The following is a 15,850-nucleotide window of genomic DNA, read 5'->3' as shown; positions in this document are numbered from 1 at the left end:
TGATAGAACATCCGGGAGCAAGATGAAACACGCGTTCCTGGCTGAAATGTAATCACAAAATTGAAATCGTAACGTTAAACATGGAGATAGAAGGGAAGTCGGGGTAATCTGCCGGAATAATGCTTTTAAACAGGAGTAGAGATGAAACTTACGACTATTGTTTTGCCCGGCTTGCTGGTGCTGGCAGGATGTACCACGCAGCCTGACGCCCCCAAACCGCCAAAAATAGGCATGGCGAATCCGGCATCGGTGTATTGCGAACAAAAGGGAGGTTCGCTGATTGCGGTGCAGACTCCACAAGGCGTAAGGTCAGACTGCAAACTACCTGGTGGGGAAGTGATTGATGAATGGGCGCTCTGGCGCAGAGATCATCCCACCACGGTCAAGTGATACACGGTCAGCATTGACGTAGCCAGTCTGCCAGCACCTGCGCGTGGTTTTGCTGGGTATTTTTCGCCGCATACAGTAGCGTTAAGGTTTGCTTTCGGGCAATCTCTGCAAGACGCTTTCCTTCCTGCTGCTGTTGAGCCAGTTCAGCGCGATATTGCTCAGAAAAATGCGAGAAATCGAGCAGCTCCGCGTGGAATGCCTTGCGTAAATCAGATGACGGGGTAAGTACTTTATTCCATTCGTTGAAAATAAGATCGCTCTTTTTCACCCCACGAGGCCACAACCGGTCGACCAGTACACGATACCCATCACTTTTTTCTGCCGGATCATACACGCGTTTGCACTGAATATTCATCTCTTCATCCGCTCCATTACGCCATTGCTAATACGGTAAAATAAGATCGTAAAACGTGACCATTATAGCATTCGACCAGCCCTGCCTCCCAATTTAAGGGATTGTGATACCAACAAAAAATCGGTAGGCTGAGGCTCCTTATAGTGTCCCTCATTGTCTGGACATAAGGAAAGTTTAATGGAAATTTCCCCGATTAAAGATACGCTTCGCATTGCGCTGGTGGGCGATTACAACCCCGATATTGTGGCGCATCAGGCGATTCCTCTTGCCATCGATGATGCTGCTGCCGTCCTGGAATTAGTGGCTGATTATGACTGGCTAACCACATCTGATATCAGCAGCAGTGAGGATCTGGTTGGCTATGATGCCATCTGGGTCGTGCCAGGCAGTCCTTATCGCCACCTGGAAGGGGCGCTGATCGCGATACGCTATGCGCGTGAAAACAGCATCCCATTCCTGGGAACCTGTGGCGGTTTTCAGCATGCGATTCTGGAGTATGCCCGCAATGTGCTGGGCTGGAGCGATGCCGCCCATGCGGAAACAGATACCACGGGTCGGATAGTGATCGCACCGTTGAGCTGTTCGCTGGTAGAAAAAACGGATGATATTGAACTGCGTGCCAATACGCTGATTGCCAAAGCCTACGGACGGGATGTTATCTCGGAGGGATACCACTGCAACTATGGCGTATCGGAAGATTTTGCCGCTTTGCTGGAGAGCGGCGATCTTCGTGTTACCGGTTGGGATGAAGCAGGTGATATTCGCGCCATTGAGTTGGTGACGCATCCTTTTTATGTCGGCACACTCTTTCAGCATGAACGTGGGGCACTGGTGGGAAAACCCGTGCCGTTAGTTCAGGCGATGCTGCGCGCTGCGCGAGGATAAAAAACGGGCTGGTCGATCACCACCTGCCCGCTGCATTATGCGCTCGCTATCTCCCGATTGCGTCCCGCACACAGACCAAATACCGCCATCAGCATTGCCAACACGGCGACCCCGGCTAACGGCATCAGCCAGCTCCCGTTGAGGTCGTGAATTTTCCCCATCAGCGGTGGCCCGCAGGCGGCCAATAAATACCCGACAGACTGTGCCATGCCGGACAAGGCCGCAGCCTGATGCGCCGAGCTTGCGCGCAGGCCAATAAAGGTCAAGCCGAGGATCATAGTCGCGCCTGAGCCAAAACCAAACAGTATGGTCCACAGCAAAGCCTGGTCGGGTATGAGGGCGAATCCCGCCGCGCCGATAGCGCACATTAACGAAACCAGAGCGGCGATGGCGCGCTGATCCTTAAATCTGTTCAGAATGAGGGGAATCAATAACCCCGGCGCGGCAGTTGCCAACTGCAGTAAACCATGCAACGAACCGGCCTGAGATTCACTGTAGCCATGGCTAATTAAAATGGCGGGTAGCCAGCCGATGATGACGTAATAGACAAGGGAGTTGATCCCCAGAAACAGCGTCACTTGCCAGGCGAGGCCAGAGCGCCAGATTGCGCGGGAATGCAAGGCGCGCGAGTTACTCAGACTGGCATGAGCGGTCTGGCGGCATTGAGGCAACCAGATAATCAGCGCCAGAAGTGGAAAGGCTATCAGAACCATCAGCGCCCCGCGCCAGCCAAATCCACTTAATGCCAGCGGTACTACAATGGCCGAACCCAGTGCGGCCGCCGCGCCCATGGTCAGCGAGTATGCGCCAGTGAGTTTTGCCACATGTTGGGAAAAATCGCGCTTAATCAACCCGGGTAGTAGCACATTTCCCAGAGCGATACCGCACCCAATGGTGGCAGTACCGCTAAACAGGAATCCTGACGAAGGTAGCGAACGTATCGCAATACCTGCGCAAATCAACAGCATAGCGGCAAACAGGCTGCGTTCGATGCCCCAACGGCGCGCAACGGCGGCAGCCAGGGGGGATACCAGCGCGAAGGCCAGCAGCGGCAGAGTGGTCAGAAGTCCCGTCTGGGCGGTACTCAGGCCGTAGTCGGCGCGAATGGCATCCAGCAATGGGGCCGCTCCGGTAAAGGTGACACGCAGTGTGGTGGCAATCATCAGGATCCCCGCGATCAGCAGCACTGTGTTTTTGCCGCGGGAGGAGGGTGTAGTAATCATTTTTTTCTCATATCGTCAGGCGAGGCGATACTTTAGCGTTTTTACACTATGGATGAATCAAGCTAAAATGACAGTTTATCGCTAAAATAGGACATTATTATGTTGGGGCTGAGACTGGATGGTTATGAACCCGATTTGCATCATGATGCAGCGGTCGCATTTTGTATTCAGGCTCGGGAAGATGAACTTTTCAGCCCTCTGCATCAGCATCGTAAGGGGCAATTGATCCTGGCGCTGCATGGCGCGATCACTTGTGAGGTTGAAAACGCCATGTGGATGGTGCCTCCGCAATATGCGGTGTGGATCCCCGGCGAAATTCCACACAGCAACCATGTTACAGTGGGCGCGCAATTATGTTTTCTGTTTATTGAACCGCAGGCGGTCGTGATGCCTGAACGCTGTTGCACGCTTAAAATCGCCCCATTATGTCGGGAACTCATTCTGGCGCTGGCGTCCAAAACGGATGCTCAACGACTGGAACCGGTAACCCAGCGGTTGACGCAGGTGTTATTTGATGAACTCCCGCAGCAGCCGCAGGAGCAAATGCAATTGCCGGTATCCGATCACCCGAAAATCCGCAGAATGGTGGAGACGATGGCGCGGGAGCCTGCGCAGTGGCAAACGCTAGGGCAATGGGCCAGCGAATTTGCGATGAGTGAGCGAAACCTTGCCCGTCTGGTTGTCAGGGAAACAGGATTAAGCTTTCGTCGCTGGCGTCACCAGCTTCAACTGATTCTTGCGCTGCAGGCGCTGATAGATGGTCATAACGTGCAACAGGTTGCGCAAATGCTCGGTTACGATTCGACCACAGCATTTATCACCATGTTCAAAAAAGGCCTGGGGCAAACACCAGGCCGTTATCTGGCGGGGCTGGCTACTGCTTCCCAACAATCAATGAGACCAGACCTGCCGCAATGAGCGGTCCCACCGGCACACCGCGAAAGAGCGCCACGCCCAATACCGTGCCGACCAGTAAACCTGCAACAAGCTGGGGCTGACTGCCCATAAGCGTGACGCCGCGCCCGCCGAGCCATGAGACAAATACCCCAACGGCAATAGCGACCAGTGATTTCCAGTTCACAAAGGAGTGGATGAGCGTGGAGGGCGGTAGCGTTCCACTGGCTATTGGCGCCATGACGCCAATGGTCAGAATGATAATCCCGACGGTCAGACCCTGTTTTTCTATCCATGGGAAGAAAGTATTGAGAGGGGTAACTCGAACAATGATCAGCACCAGGATTGAAACAGCGACAGTGGTGTTGTGGCTGACAAAGCCCAGAGCTGCCAGTCCGAGGAGGATCAGCAGAGTGACATCAAACATCGTAGTTTCCTTACCAGAAGAAATAATAAGCCTGTTTACTGTACGCGTAAACGCGTGACGGAACAGGCTTTTTTTATGATTATGATTTTTTTTTGGCTAACGCACGAGGCGACGTTTTTTACTGCTAACGCCAACCGTTATTGCTCGCGGCGGAAAGGGATTAATTCAGGTTGCGCGATACGCAGATAATCTGTGGTATCCATGATCACAGATTTTTCCAGCAACCCGGCATTAAACGCAATTTCATTGAAACGCTCAAACAATAGCGGATCGGCAACCAGTTTGAGATTAGGATGGAAGCTAAACGGTGGGATCGCGCCAAAAACGCAGCCTGTCAGTGCATCGACTTCCGCCGGGCTGGCAAGCGATGCTCTTAACCCACCAATATGACCCGCTAACAAACTGAGGTCGGCCTGCTGGTCCGCGGGAAGAATTGCCAGCACATGCTGATTAACGCCATTGCCTTTGACCTTACAGACCAGGGCTTTTGCTCCCTGGCCAAGTGCGGTGCCGCGAATTTCAGAAACCGCCTCACATTTGCCGACGGCTTCATGGCTTACCACGCGGTACGTTGCGCCTTGCTCTGATAACAGCGAAATTAAACGCTCATGCGTTGCGTTACCTTTGTTCACTTCCGTCATGACTGACTCCTGGTACAACAATGAAAATCCTGCAGAAAAATAATCACACACCGGCGCGTTTTTTCTGTTTGTTCAGATAAAGTTGTGCATCAGATGCTTTGTAAGCATCATCAATAGTGTCGTTCGGCTGCATATTATAAACCCCGGTGGAGAAGCTGATGGATATATCATGCGCAATAATTTTTAAGTTATAGCGAATCCTTTCCAGCAGGCGGGGCGTTAAATCACTGGGGTGGTCAATGAGGATAATACAAAACTCATCGCCACCGAGGCGGATGGCATAATCGCTTTTGCGAATAGAGCTTTGAATGGCTTTGGCCAGATGGGTGATAATCCGATCGCCTTCTTTATGCCCTAATGTATCATTGATGACTTTCAGCTTATCGCAGTCGATGGCGATAAAAGTAACGAGAGTGCCCGCATTGACCAACTGCTGCAAACGTTGTTCGAGCGTAGGGGTTAAAATTTTCCGATTGTAGAGTCCGGTCATTGCGTCACTGATATTTTCGCGCGTGACGTTGTGATACAAGCGAAAATGCGTTCTGACCAAATTCAACAGCAGAATTGTTGCCAGCAGATAGAAAGCGAAGATTTTCCAGGACGAGACAATAAAATACATTAAATCAAGTGATAAGGTGACTCGTATTCCACCTGGAATGTCTTTCTCGTAGTGAACATAGTGAAACAGGTCAGTCTCACTTTGGTTAACGAGGATTTCTCTACCGGAGCTGATATCCGAGAGCGTAACGTTAAGATAGCGCCAGACCAGAGGCCGGTCGCTGGTATAAAAAATATTCTTTAAATTCTCTTTGTTGATATCCACCATTACTACACCTTTTAACTTACCGGTATAGTAGACCGGCGTTAAAAAGCTCATCACCTTTTTCCCGGTCAGGTTATCCTGATAAATACTGGAGATCACCGTGCGCCCAGTGAAAATACCGTCAATATCATTCTGGTCGATGCCCAGGCTGCCTTTTTGCAAAAATGTCCAGTTATGTATCGCAAATTGGCGCGAGTCGATCCGGTCATAAAAATAGACGTAATTATTTTTGAGGTCGACGTAATATCTGAATTTATACTCCAGCGTACCTAAACCCTGACCGTAATCTTTCTGTTCTCGATTAGCGTTGACCGCCTTATCAAAAGAGGGCAGCAGGAATATGTCTTCAAGTTTTTCGCTACATTTCGTTGAGGTGGTTTGCAGCGTTCCGTGCAAAAGCGGGTAGTTATGCTCTATGAGATTGAGCCCATGAGTGCCGTTCACGCTGTCGAAAGCGTTGCAAAGTGTTTTTTGTTGTTCGACAGAAGCGGGTTCCTTGGGGGATGAAAATGTGCGCATCAGATGGGCTGCAATGCTTTGATTAGTATACCTATCATAAAGAAACGATGAATCGGCTTTCTCATTGATATAGCGCATATACGCATTCATTGCTTTATCGCTGGCAATGAGCTCATAAACCAAAAAAGAAGACGTCAAAACAATTACGCTTACGGAGATAAAGAGCCTGAGCGCTTTATGATGCAATTTCATAATGATTTACAGCCCTGGAGTAGAGATGCGATTTTAGCACATGCACCAGTAACGCTCTAACGGAGCGGCGGGATAAACCATTGCAAAATGTCACTATTCTGGAAAGAGGAATACAATCAGCCGGAGCCAGAGCTACGGCTGATTGTTGTCGGTCAATTATTACTGGTTGTACTTTGCTTATGGAACAGTTCGCGAAATACTGGGTAAATATCATCCTGATCGCGAATATGCTGCATCGCAAAGTTATCAAAGGTTGATTGCAGATGTTCGTATTCACGCCACAGGGTCTGGTGAGCGCGGCGAGTGATTTCGATATAGCTGTAATACCGCACTACCGGCAGCAGTTTTTTCGCCAGAATTTCATGACACAACGGTGAATCATCCGCCCAGTTATCACCGTCCGAAGCCTGTGCGGCATAGATGTTCCACTGCGCCGGGTTGTAGCGCTCTTTTACCACTTCATCCATTAGCTTCAACGCGCTGGAAACAATGGTTCCCCCGGTTTCCTGAGAGTAGAAGAACTCATGCTCATCCACCTCTTTCGCCTGGGTATGGTGGCGAATATAAACCACTTCCACGTTTTTGTAGGTCCGGCTCAGGAACAGGTACAGCAGGATATAAAAACGCTTAGCCATATCTTTGGTCGATTGATCCATTGAGCCGGAAACGTCCATCAGACAGAACATCACCGCCTGGCTGGAAGGATCGGGCCGTTTTTCATAATTTTTGTAGCGTAAATCAAAGGTGTCGATAAACGGTACGCGTTCGATTTTTGCCCGTAATTCGGCAATCTCTTTGCGTAACCGTTCCTCTTCCAGCAACTGCGCGGGTTCACTTTTGGCAATGGTTTCCAAATCCGCTTCAAGCGCGTGCAGCTCGCGACGCTTACCTGCGGTCATGGCCGTACGGCGTGCCAGTGAGTTTTGCAGTGAGCGCACCACGCTGATGTTGGCCGGCACACCGTTAGAGGTAAAACCTGCCCGGTGCGTTTTATACTCCGTTAACTGGCGCTGCTGATTCTGCTTCAGGTTAGGCAGTGCTAAATCTTCGAACAACAGATCGAGATATTCATCTTTAGAGATCTGGAAGACGAACTCATCCTGTCCTTCGCCGTCCTGGCTGGCCTGGCCTTGCCCGCTGCCTGAACCGCCGCCTCCGCCCTGCGGGCGTTCAATACGGTCGTTCTGTACAAAATGGTCGTTACCCGGATGCACACGATGGCGCAGTCCACCACGCCCCTGATGAAACATCGGTTCGCTAATATCATCGGTAGGAATAGAGACAGATTCGCCGCTATCCACATCAGTCACCGAACGCTTGTTAATGGCCTCGGAGATCGACTGTTTAATTTGCGATTTATAACGGCGTAAAAAGCGCTGGCGGTTTACCGTGCTCTTGTTCTTGCCGTTAAGACGCCGGTCAATAAACCAGGTCATAAGCCCCCCGTACTGCATTTGCCAACTTACGCTTCATCCTTCAAGTTGTCTCTGCGTTGGCTCACTCCAGTCACGTACTTATGTACGCTCCTGGGGATTCACTCATTTGCCGCCCTGATACCTCTTGAATGATTTCGCGTACAGAAGAACTGTTGGCCCGGTAAATGGATAAAATTTTCCGGGCCGTTTATGTTGTTAAGATGATTTACGTACGCGCAAATACCATTCGCACAGTAAACGCACCTGTTTACGTGTGTAGCCTTTTTCCATCATACGGTCGACAAAATCGTCGTGCTTTTTCTGCTCGTCAGTCGAGGTTTTCGCATTGAACGAAATGACCGGCAGCAGTTCTTCGGTATTGGAGAACATTTTCTTCTCAATAACCGTGCGCAGTTTTTCGTAACTGGTCCAGTTTGGATTACGACCGCTGTTATTCGCTCTGGCACGCAGAACAAAATTGACTATCTCGTTACGGAAATCTTTCGGGTTACTGATACCAGCCGGTTTCTCAATTTTCTCCAGTTCTGAGTTCAGCGACTCACGGTCAAACAGTTGACCGGTATCCGGGTCGCGATACTCTTGATCCTGAATCCAGAAATCCGCATAGGTGACATAACGGTCGAAAATGTTCTGTCCGTATTCGGAATAAGATTCGAGATAAGCCGTCTGGATCTCTTTACCGATGAATTCAGCATATTTCGGGATCAGGTAGCCTTTCAGGAATTCAAGATAACGTTCAGCTAACTCCTGCGGGAATTGTTCACGCTCGATTTGTTGCTCCAGTACGTAAAACAGATGCACAGGGTTAGCTGCCACTTCGGCATGGTCAAAGTTAAAGACGCGTGAGAGGATCTTAAACGCGAAACGCGTTGACAGACCATTCATTCCCTCATCGACCCCGGCGTAATCCCGATACTCCTGATAGGATTTCGCTTTAGGATCGGTATCTTTCAGGCTTTCACCATCATAAACGCGCATCTTCGAGTAAATGCTCGAGTTCTCCGGCTCTTTCAGGCGAGAAAGAATGGTAAAGCGAGAGAGCGTTTCCAGCGTCCCCGGAGCGCAAGGTGCATGGGTCAGCTCGCTATGATTAAGCAGTTTTTCGTAAATTTTGATCTCTTCGGAGATCCGCAGGCAATAAGGCACTTTGACAATGTAAACACGGTCAAGGAACGCCTCATTGTTTTTGTTATTACGGAACGTCACCCATTCGGACTCGTTCGAGTGGGCAAGAATAATCCCGTTAAACGGCAGGGCAGAGATACCTTCTGTCCCGTTGTAGTTTCCTTCCTGGGTTGCGGTCAGCAGAGGATGCAGCACTTTAATCGGTGCTTTAAACATCTCAACGAACTCCATAATCCCCTGGTTTGAACGGCACAGTGCGCCCGAATAACCGTAGGCATCAGGATCGTTTTGGGCGTGGTGTTCGAGCTTACGAATATCCACTTTCCCGACCAGCGCAGAGATATCCTGGTTGTTTTCATCACCAGGCTCTGTTTTAGCGATAGCGATCTGCTCCAGAATAGACGGCCAGACTTTGACAACGCGGAATTTTGTAATGTCCCCGCCAAAATCATGCAGACGTTTCGCAGCCCAGGGCGACATGATCGTCCCGAGATAGCGACGCGGGATCCCATACTCTTTTTCCAGAATTTGCGCGTCTTCCTGCGGATTAAACAGGCATAATGGATGATCGTTTACCGGGCTACGTTCGCCGTTGGCACTCAGGACATAAATCGGTACTCGCTGCATCAGCGACTTCAGCCGTTCAGCAAGAGATGATTTCCCCCCTCCCACAGGCCCCAGCAGATACAAAATCTGCTTCTTCTCTTCCAGACCTTGAGCCGCATGCTTCAAATAAGAAACAATCTGCTCAATGGCATCTTCCATGCCGTAAAACTCTTCAAATGCGGGATACCGTGCAATCACCCGATTCGAAAAGAGTCGAGAAAGTCGAGGTTCGTGGGCAGTGTCGACCATGAGAGGCTCACCAATAGCCATTAATAGCCGCTCAGCCGCATTGGCATAAGCACTGCGATCTTGCCGACAAGTGGTAAGAAACTCCTGCAGTGTGAACTCTTCGTCCTTGGCAGCTTCATAACGCTGGCGATAGTGATCGAATATATTCATGGTATGCCGTCCTTTCGTTTTTTAGCACATGTTAAGAGCCGTTCATATGAATAGTAGAGGCCCCTGAAGAGGTAAACTGAACGACGTCGTTGCCGAAGAAATAAGCAACTCTCATGCCATTGTGGTGGTCAGGAGATCAACGTATTCGGTGATACACCTTCTAAAATTAAGCGTAGATGGCATTTGCAAAACTTGCCTGTGCGCGCAAATGAATTTCAATGGCATATCAATAACTCATCGGCAAAAAAAGCACATCTAATGTAAAGATATGGGGCAGGATTCATGCGGTGTTCACCTTCCTGCAAGCAAATTGTCATCACTCGCTGAGAAATTAGGGGGTTACATTCTGGGGGGAATACGTAAAATAGTTGGGTTGAAGCGTATTGGCGGTTACACTTTGACCGCTACACATTTGAATAAGGAATTATGGACTGTGACCAAACTCAAACTTCTGGCATTGGGCGTCCTTGCCGCAACCGCAGTTAGCACCGCACAGGCGGAAAGTCAGTGGACTGTTGGTGCTGGTGTCGGCGTGATTAACAGCCCGTACAAACAGTATGACCGCGATGTTTATCCCGTTCCGGTTGTTACCTATGAAGGCGATAACGTCTGGTTCCGCGGTCTGGGTGGTGGCTACTATCTGTGGAATGACACGGCAGATAAGCTCTCCATCATGGCGTACTATGATCCGACGCACTTCAAGCCGGGTGATAGCGATAGCCATGCTCTGCGCCAACTCGACAAGCGCAAAGGCAGCTTGATGGCTGGCCTCTCGTATGTACATAACACCCAGTATGGTTTCCTGCGCACCGCACTGGCGGGTGATACCCTGGATAACAGCAACGGCTTTATCTGGGATCTGGCCTGGCTCTACCGTTACACCAATGGTGCGCTGACTCTGACGCCGGGTATCGGTGTGCAGTACAGCAGCGAAAACTACAACGACTATTATTATGGCGTTTCCAATAAAGAGTCTCGCCGCAGTGGCCTGAAAAGCTACAACGCTGACGATGGATGGGATCCGTTCCTGGAGCTGACTGCGAGCTATAACTTCCTTGGCAACTGGGACGTATACGGCACAGGCCGTTATGTGCGTTTGAGTGATGAAGTGAAGGATAGCCCGATGGTTGATAAATCCTGGTCTGGCATCTTCTCGGTGGGTGTGACCTACAAGTTCTGATATCACTGCGTGTCAAATACTAGCCCGCTGAGATGCGGGCTTTTTTACGTCATTAAAATTAAGATAACTCCCAGATCATGATGGTGCAATTTGTGCACCTTAACAGGACATATGCCAGTAGTTTTGCTTTACTGTGGTGCATCAACACAGGAGGGTGCGATGACCGTGAAACAGGTGATGTTTACAAAACAGGTATCACTTCCTGCTATTGGGCAGGGTACATGGTATATGGGCGAGGATGCTGGCCGACGCCGGGATGAAGTATCTGCGCTGCGGGCTGGTTTGGATCTCGGCCTGCGGCTGATCGATACCGCCGAAATGTATGCTGATGGTGCAGCGGAAGAGGTGGTTGGTGAAGCATTGACGGGGTGCCGTGATAGCGCTTTTTTAGTCTCGAAAGTTTACCCATGGAATGCGGGTGGGCAGAAGGCCATTGCTGCTTGTGAAGCGAGTCTTCGCCGACTGAAAACCGATTATCTGGATCTCTACTTGTTGCACTGGACGGGAGATTTTTCATTTGCGGAGACCGTTGACGTCATGGAAGTGCTTATCGCACAGGGCAAAATTCGCCGTTGGGGGGTGTCTAATCTCGATTACGATGATATGCAGGCGTTATGGCAGGTCGCTGGTGGGCGGGAATGTGCAACTAACCAGGTGCTCTATCATCTGGCATCGCGCGGTATTGAATATGATTTACTGCCGTGGTGCCAGCAGCAGCAGATGCCGGTCATGGCTTACAGTCCGCTGGCTCAGGCGGGGCGATTGCGCAGTGGCTTGCTTTCTAACCCTGTGGTCAACGACATCGCACACACACACCATGTTAGCGTCGCGCAGATTTTACTGGCGTGGGTGATTCGTCTTTCGGGCGTGATGGCGATCCCAAAAGCGGCAAGCGTAGCGCATGTCGAACAAAATGCTGCCGCGTTGGAAATCATGCTCTCGGTTGATGAACTAAAGCTGTTGGATGAGGCATATCCGGCCCCAAAAGGTAAAACGGCGCTGGATATGGTCTGATTTGTCAAATGACGATGCTCAGGTCTCCGGCTACGTGTTGTTTGTAGGCCGGATAAGGCGTTAGCCGCATCCGGCATGGTGCTCTGAGCTGTTTCAGGCAATGGATACAATCTTAGCGTTTAGCAACCTGAATGGTTTGCGCCAGGCGAGACGGTTTCTCGGCGGTAGTTTTCTGCGGTTCGGTCGCGTAAGCCGTTTCGACGCAAACAAACGTTTTGTAGCCATCATCCGGCATGTCACCCATGCTAATGGATAGCGCCGGGCCCGGGTTCCAGCCGACAACGTTCAGATGGTGGTGATGGATCACGTTAATATTGCGATTCAGCGCATCATCATGAATGACGCTGCACGCTTGCGGATTCAGATAAACACGATCGGTGCGGTCTGGGAAAGTCTGAATGCCGTCAGCCAGTACATCTTCTTTAGCATCATTCACTTTATCGATCAGGCGATCGCCAAGACCACTGACTTTCACTGCCGCAATATCACCGACGTTGAAATAGGTATGCAGCGCGGAGGTGGTTTCAAACTCACCGTGAGCTTCCAGTTCCATCTCGCAGGTGGCGCCTACTTTGAAGCGGGCTAGCAAGCAGAATTCGTGTGGCCACAGCTGACGCGTTTCAGCGCTACTTTGCAGCTCAAATGTCAGGACCACGCCATTGTCGTCTTCATTGTGCGCTTTCAGCGTCCATGGCAAGTTACGAGCAAAACCATGAGAAGGCAAACCTTGTTGAGTCGCCGGGCCAAACCACGGCCAGCAAATGGGGACGCCGCCACGCAGCGCTACGCCGGTTTTGAACGGGGTATTGTTACTTAGCCACAGGACTTCCTCTTCGCCGTTTGGTTTCCAGGATAGAAGATGTGCGCCCTGCAGCGCGAAAGAAGCTTTAACCTGTGGGTGATCGACAACAAGAACCTCAAGCTCATCAAGCTGACGGCGGGATAGGACAGGGGTAATTTGTTCGATTACCGGAAGTGCAAAAATTTTATTAATCATTACGCAATCCTTTTTAACCTTGAATAATTCGGGTTGCAGGACGGCGGCAAGTGAACGACAAATTCGTCAGGAACGAATTTGAACAACCGAAGGTTGCCTTCGGTCAGGGACATGGATGTCCCTGATTCACCTCGATGAGCTTACTGTAGTAAGCGATTCGAGTGAGAGAGCGTAGCCAACACACCTGCAACTTGAAGTATGACGGGTATCTTCAGGCAAAAAAAAGAGCGACCAGAGTCGCTCTTACAGATTACTGTTTCATCTCAACTTATTTGGAGATGTGAGCAATCAGATCCAGAACTTTGTTAGAGTAGCCGGTTTCGTTGTCGTACCAGGATACCAGTTTCACGAAGTTGTCGTTCAGTGCGATACCTGCTTTAGCATCGAACACGGAAGTGCAAACTTCACCGTTGAAATCGGTAGATACTACGTCGTCTTCGGTGTAACCCAGAACGCCTTTCATCGGGCCTTCGGAAGCAGCTTTGATTGCTTTCTTAATTTCTTCGTAAGAAGCAGCTTTTTCCAGACGAACGGTCAGGTCAACAACGGATACGTTCGGGGTAGGAACGCGGAACGCCATACCAGTCAGTTTGCCGTTCAGTTCTGGCAGAACTTTACCTACAGCTTTAGCAGCACCGGTAGAGGACGGGATGATATTCTGGGATGCGCCACGGCCGCCGCGCCAGTCTTTGTGAGACGGGCCATCAACGGTTTTCTGAGTAGCGGTGGTCGCGTGAACAGTTGTCATCAGACCTTCGATGATGCCGAAGTTGTCGTTGATAACTTTAGCCAGCGGAGCCAGGCAGTTAGTGGTGCAGGAAGCGTTAGAAACGATATCCTGACCTTCGTATTTGTCAAAGTTAGCGCCTTTAACAAACATCGGAGTGTTATCTTTGGACGGACCAGTCAGAACCACTTTTTTCGCGCCAGCAGTGATGTGCTTACGAGCGGTTTCGTCTGTCAGGAACAGGCCAGTAGCTTCAGCAACTACGTCAACACCAACTTCGTCCCATTTCAGGTTAGCCGGATCACGTTCAGCGGTAACACGGATTTTTTTACCGTTTACGATCAGATGACCGTCTTTCACTTCAACGGTACCGTTGAAACGGCCGTGAGTGGAGTCATATTTCAGCATGTAAGCCATGTAGTCAGCGTCTAACAGGTCGTTGATTGCAACGATCTCGATGTCAGAGCGTTCTTGAGCAGCACGGAAAACAATGCGACCGATACGGCCAAAACCGTTGATACCTACTTTGATAGTCATATATTCCACCAGCTATTTGTTAGTGAATAAAAGGTTGCCTGTAAAATTACAAAAACCTTACGCAGCGTCAAGCGGAATCGTGTCAATCATTGCGACAAATCAATCTGCTGCCTAAGCTTTGCGCAACTGACTCGCCTCACTCTTCCTTTGGGCTTGGAACCACATGGGGTCGGCGGCCCGAATTTTAAAGGGCAATTAAGATAAAAACGTGAGTCTGATCACGAATTACAGGCTGCCATTTCGCAAGGATCAAGTTTAGAACAAAAGTTCGCACTCCGGTGTTAATGTTTTGTTAGAATCTGTCTCGCAATGTGAGTTTAGATAAAGTGAGATGTGAGCAAATGGCTAATCAACCTTCTCCAGAAGAACTGAAAAAAAATTTAACCGAAATGCAGTTCTACGTGACGCAGAATCACGGGACAGAACCGCCATTTACCGGGCGTTTGCTGCATAACAAGCGTGACGGCATCTACCATTGTCTGATCTGCGATAAACCGCTATTTCGTTCCGAGACAAAATATGACTCTGGTTGCGGCTGGCCCAGCTTTTACGAGCCCGTCAGTGAAGAAGCTATCCGTTACATAAAAGATACGTCACATGGCATGCAGCGCATTGAAATTCGCTGTGGTAACTGTGATGCGCACCTCGGACACGTCTTTCCGGATGGCCCTAAACCTACCGGTGAACGTTACTGCGTTAACTCAGCGTCTTTGAACTTCACCGATGGTGAAAACGGTGAGCAAACCAAGGGTTGAGGAAACGATTCAGCAAATTATTCTACGAAGAGTGGATTTAACATGAATCTTGATGAGATGATCAACAGCATGACGCCGGAAGTTTATCAGCGCTTATCTACAGCCGTTGAACTCGGAAAATGGCCGGATGGCGTCGCGCTAACGGCAGAACAAAAAGAGAACAGTTTACAGCTGGTGATGTTATGGCAGGCGCGAAACAATATTGACGCGCAGCATATGACGATTGATACCAATGGTGAGATGGTGATGAAGAGTAAGCAACAGCTGAAAGTGGAATTTGGTATTATGCCCGAACCGATTGCGACGTTTAAATCCTGATTATCCAGGCCCGACAAACATCGGTGTCGGGCCCGCAGTTGATGTTATTTCTTATTCATCATCGCCTTCAGATCGGCAAACGGATTATATTTCGCCTCGCCGACGTCTTTCTGCGCATCTTCCCCCGCCACTACAGTAGAACCATACTGATCCACCTCAGTATATTTCGAATGCTCATGATCGTGGCAATACAGGCATAGCATCTCCCAGTTGCTACCATCTTCCGGGTTATTGGAGTGATCGTGATCGATGTGATGTACCGTCAGCTCGCGCAGATTGGAATACACGAACTCACGTGAACAACGTCCGCAAACCCAGGGGAAGAGTTTTAGCGCCTTTTCCCGGTATCCGACTTCCAGACGGGCGTAATTTTTAGGGATAAAAGCCATAAAAGCGCATGCCTCCAG

General features: G+C 49.9%; 16 protein-coding genes and 1 pseudogene. 7 read left to right on the top strand and 10 right to left on the bottom strand.

Annotated elements, in window-relative coordinates; genetic code table 11:
• Positions 1-141 precede the first annotated feature (141 nt).
• Positions 142-390 (top strand): putative hemolysin, encoded by a 249-nt coding sequence (locus OGX99_RS21700; RefSeq protein WP_187252566.1) that lies wholly within the window; start codon positions 142-144, stop codon positions 388-390.
• Between the two features lie 7 nt (positions 391-397).
• Here OGX99_RS21700 and OGX99_RS21695 read toward each other — a convergent pair whose 3' ends face one another.
• Positions 398-745 (bottom strand): DUF488 domain-containing protein, encoded by a 348-nt coding sequence (locus tag OGX99_RS21695; RefSeq protein WP_187252565.1) that lies wholly within the window; start codon positions 743-745, stop codon positions 398-400.
• A gap of 177 nt (positions 746-922) precedes the next feature.
• Between OGX99_RS21695 and OGX99_RS21690 the strand changes: the two genes are divergently transcribed.
• Positions 923-1,630 (top strand): CTP synthase C-terminal region-related (seleno)protein, encoded by a 708-nt coding sequence (locus tag OGX99_RS21690; protein ID WP_151225351.1) that lies wholly within the window; start codon positions 923-925, stop codon positions 1,628-1,630.
• A 35-nt stretch (positions 1,631-1,665) separates the two neighbouring features.
• Here OGX99_RS21690 and OGX99_RS21685 read toward each other — a convergent pair whose 3' ends face one another.
• Entirely contained in the window at positions 1,666-2,853 is a 1,188-nt protein-coding gene (locus OGX99_RS21685) for a CynX/NimT family MFS transporter (protein WP_151218978.1), read from the bottom strand.
• A gap of 99 nt (positions 2,854-2,952) precedes the next feature.
• On the opposite strand from OGX99_RS21685, the pseudogene OGX99_RS21680 reads away from it, so the two are divergent.
• A pseudogene (locus tag OGX99_RS21680) lies at positions 2,953-3,751 on the top strand (AraC family transcriptional regulator).
• Here OGX99_RS21680 and OGX99_RS21675 read toward each other — a convergent pair.
• From OGX99_RS21675 to yeaG, 5 genes are all read right to left on the bottom strand, one after another.
• Positions 3,728-4,174: a DUF441 domain-containing protein gene (locus tag OGX99_RS21675; RefSeq protein WP_003832453.1), complete on the bottom strand. Its 447-nt coding sequence runs from the start codon at positions 4,172-4,174 to the stop codon at positions 3,728-3,730. The pseudogene OGX99_RS21680 and the gene OGX99_RS21675 overlap by 24 nt on opposite strands.
• 137 nt (positions 4,175-4,311) lie before the next feature.
• Positions 4,312-4,815 (bottom strand): YbaK/prolyl-tRNA synthetase associated domain-containing protein, encoded by a 504-nt coding sequence (locus OGX99_RS21670; RefSeq protein WP_151218980.1) that lies wholly within the window; start codon positions 4,813-4,815, stop codon positions 4,312-4,314.
• 43 nt (positions 4,816-4,858) lie between these two features.
• Positions 4,859-6,349, bottom strand: coding sequence for a diguanylate cyclase DgcJ (gene dgcJ / locus OGX99_RS21665; RefSeq protein WP_187252564.1), 1,491 nt, complete (start codon positions 6,347-6,349; stop codon positions 4,859-4,861).
• A 152-nt stretch (positions 6,350-6,501) separates the two neighbouring features.
• Entirely contained in the window at positions 6,502-7,785 is a 1,284-nt protein-coding gene (locus OGX99_RS21660) for a YeaH/YhbH family protein (protein WP_048214373.1), read from the bottom strand.
• Between the two features lie 195 nt (positions 7,786-7,980).
• On the bottom strand, positions 7,981-9,915 hold the full coding sequence (gene yeaG / locus OGX99_RS21655) for a protein kinase YeaG (RefSeq protein WP_286545054.1): 1,935 nt from the start codon (positions 9,913-9,915) through the stop codon (positions 7,981-7,983).
• Between the two features lie 433 nt (positions 9,916-10,348).
• Here yeaG and OGX99_RS21650 point away from each other — a divergent pair, with 433 nt between their 5' ends.
• The gene (locus OGX99_RS21650; protein ID WP_151218982.1) at positions 10,349-11,095 is read left to right on the top strand and encodes a MipA/OmpV family protein; all 747 of its coding nucleotides are present in this window, start codon (positions 10,349-10,351) and stop codon (positions 11,093-11,095) included.
• A gap of 159 nt (positions 11,096-11,254) precedes the next feature.
• Positions 11,255-12,109, top strand: coding sequence for an aldo/keto reductase (locus OGX99_RS21645; RefSeq protein WP_286545052.1), 855 nt, complete (start codon positions 11,255-11,257; stop codon positions 12,107-12,109).
• 112 nt (positions 12,110-12,221) lie between these two features.
• Here the strand turns inward: OGX99_RS21645 and OGX99_RS21640 are convergent, their stop codons facing one another.
• Entirely contained in the window at positions 12,222-13,106 is an 885-nt protein-coding gene (locus tag OGX99_RS21640; protein WP_151218984.1) for a D-hexose-6-phosphate mutarotase, read from the bottom strand.
• Between the two features lie 268 nt (positions 13,107-13,374).
• On the bottom strand, positions 13,375-14,370 hold the full coding sequence (gene gapA / locus OGX99_RS21635) for a glyceraldehyde-3-phosphate dehydrogenase (RefSeq protein ID WP_003030697.1): 996 nt from the start codon (positions 14,368-14,370) through the stop codon (positions 13,375-13,377).
• 341 nt (positions 14,371-14,711) lie between these two features.
• On the opposite strand from gapA, the gene msrB reads away from it, so the two are divergent.
• Together msrB and OGX99_RS21625 are read left to right on the top strand one after the other, a co-directional pair.
• Positions 14,712-15,125, top strand: coding sequence for a peptide-methionine (R)-S-oxide reductase MsrB (gene msrB / locus OGX99_RS21630; protein ID WP_061067757.1), 414 nt, complete (start codon positions 14,712-14,714; stop codon positions 15,123-15,125).
• 42 nt (positions 15,126-15,167) lie between these two features.
• A complete protein-coding gene (locus OGX99_RS21625) occupies positions 15,168-15,443 on the top strand; it encodes a YeaC family protein (RefSeq protein ID WP_151218986.1) in 276 nt (91 codons plus the stop codon).
• 44 nt (positions 15,444-15,487) lie between these two features.
• Here the strand turns inward: OGX99_RS21625 and yajD are convergent, their stop codons facing one another.
• Complete coding sequence (gene yajD, locus OGX99_RS21620; protein ID WP_003030690.1) at positions 15,488-15,832, bottom strand: HNH nuclease YajD; 345 nt, start codon at positions 15,830-15,832, stop codon at positions 15,488-15,490.
• Between the last annotated feature and the right edge of the window lie 18 nt (positions 15,833-15,850).

The organism is Citrobacter sp. Cu096, assembly GCF_030332285.1.
GTDB classification, from domain to species: Bacteria; Pseudomonadota; Gammaproteobacteria; order Enterobacterales; family Enterobacteriaceae; genus Citrobacter; species Citrobacter meridianamericanus.
This window is presented reverse-complemented; position numbering and strand designations above follow the sequence as displayed.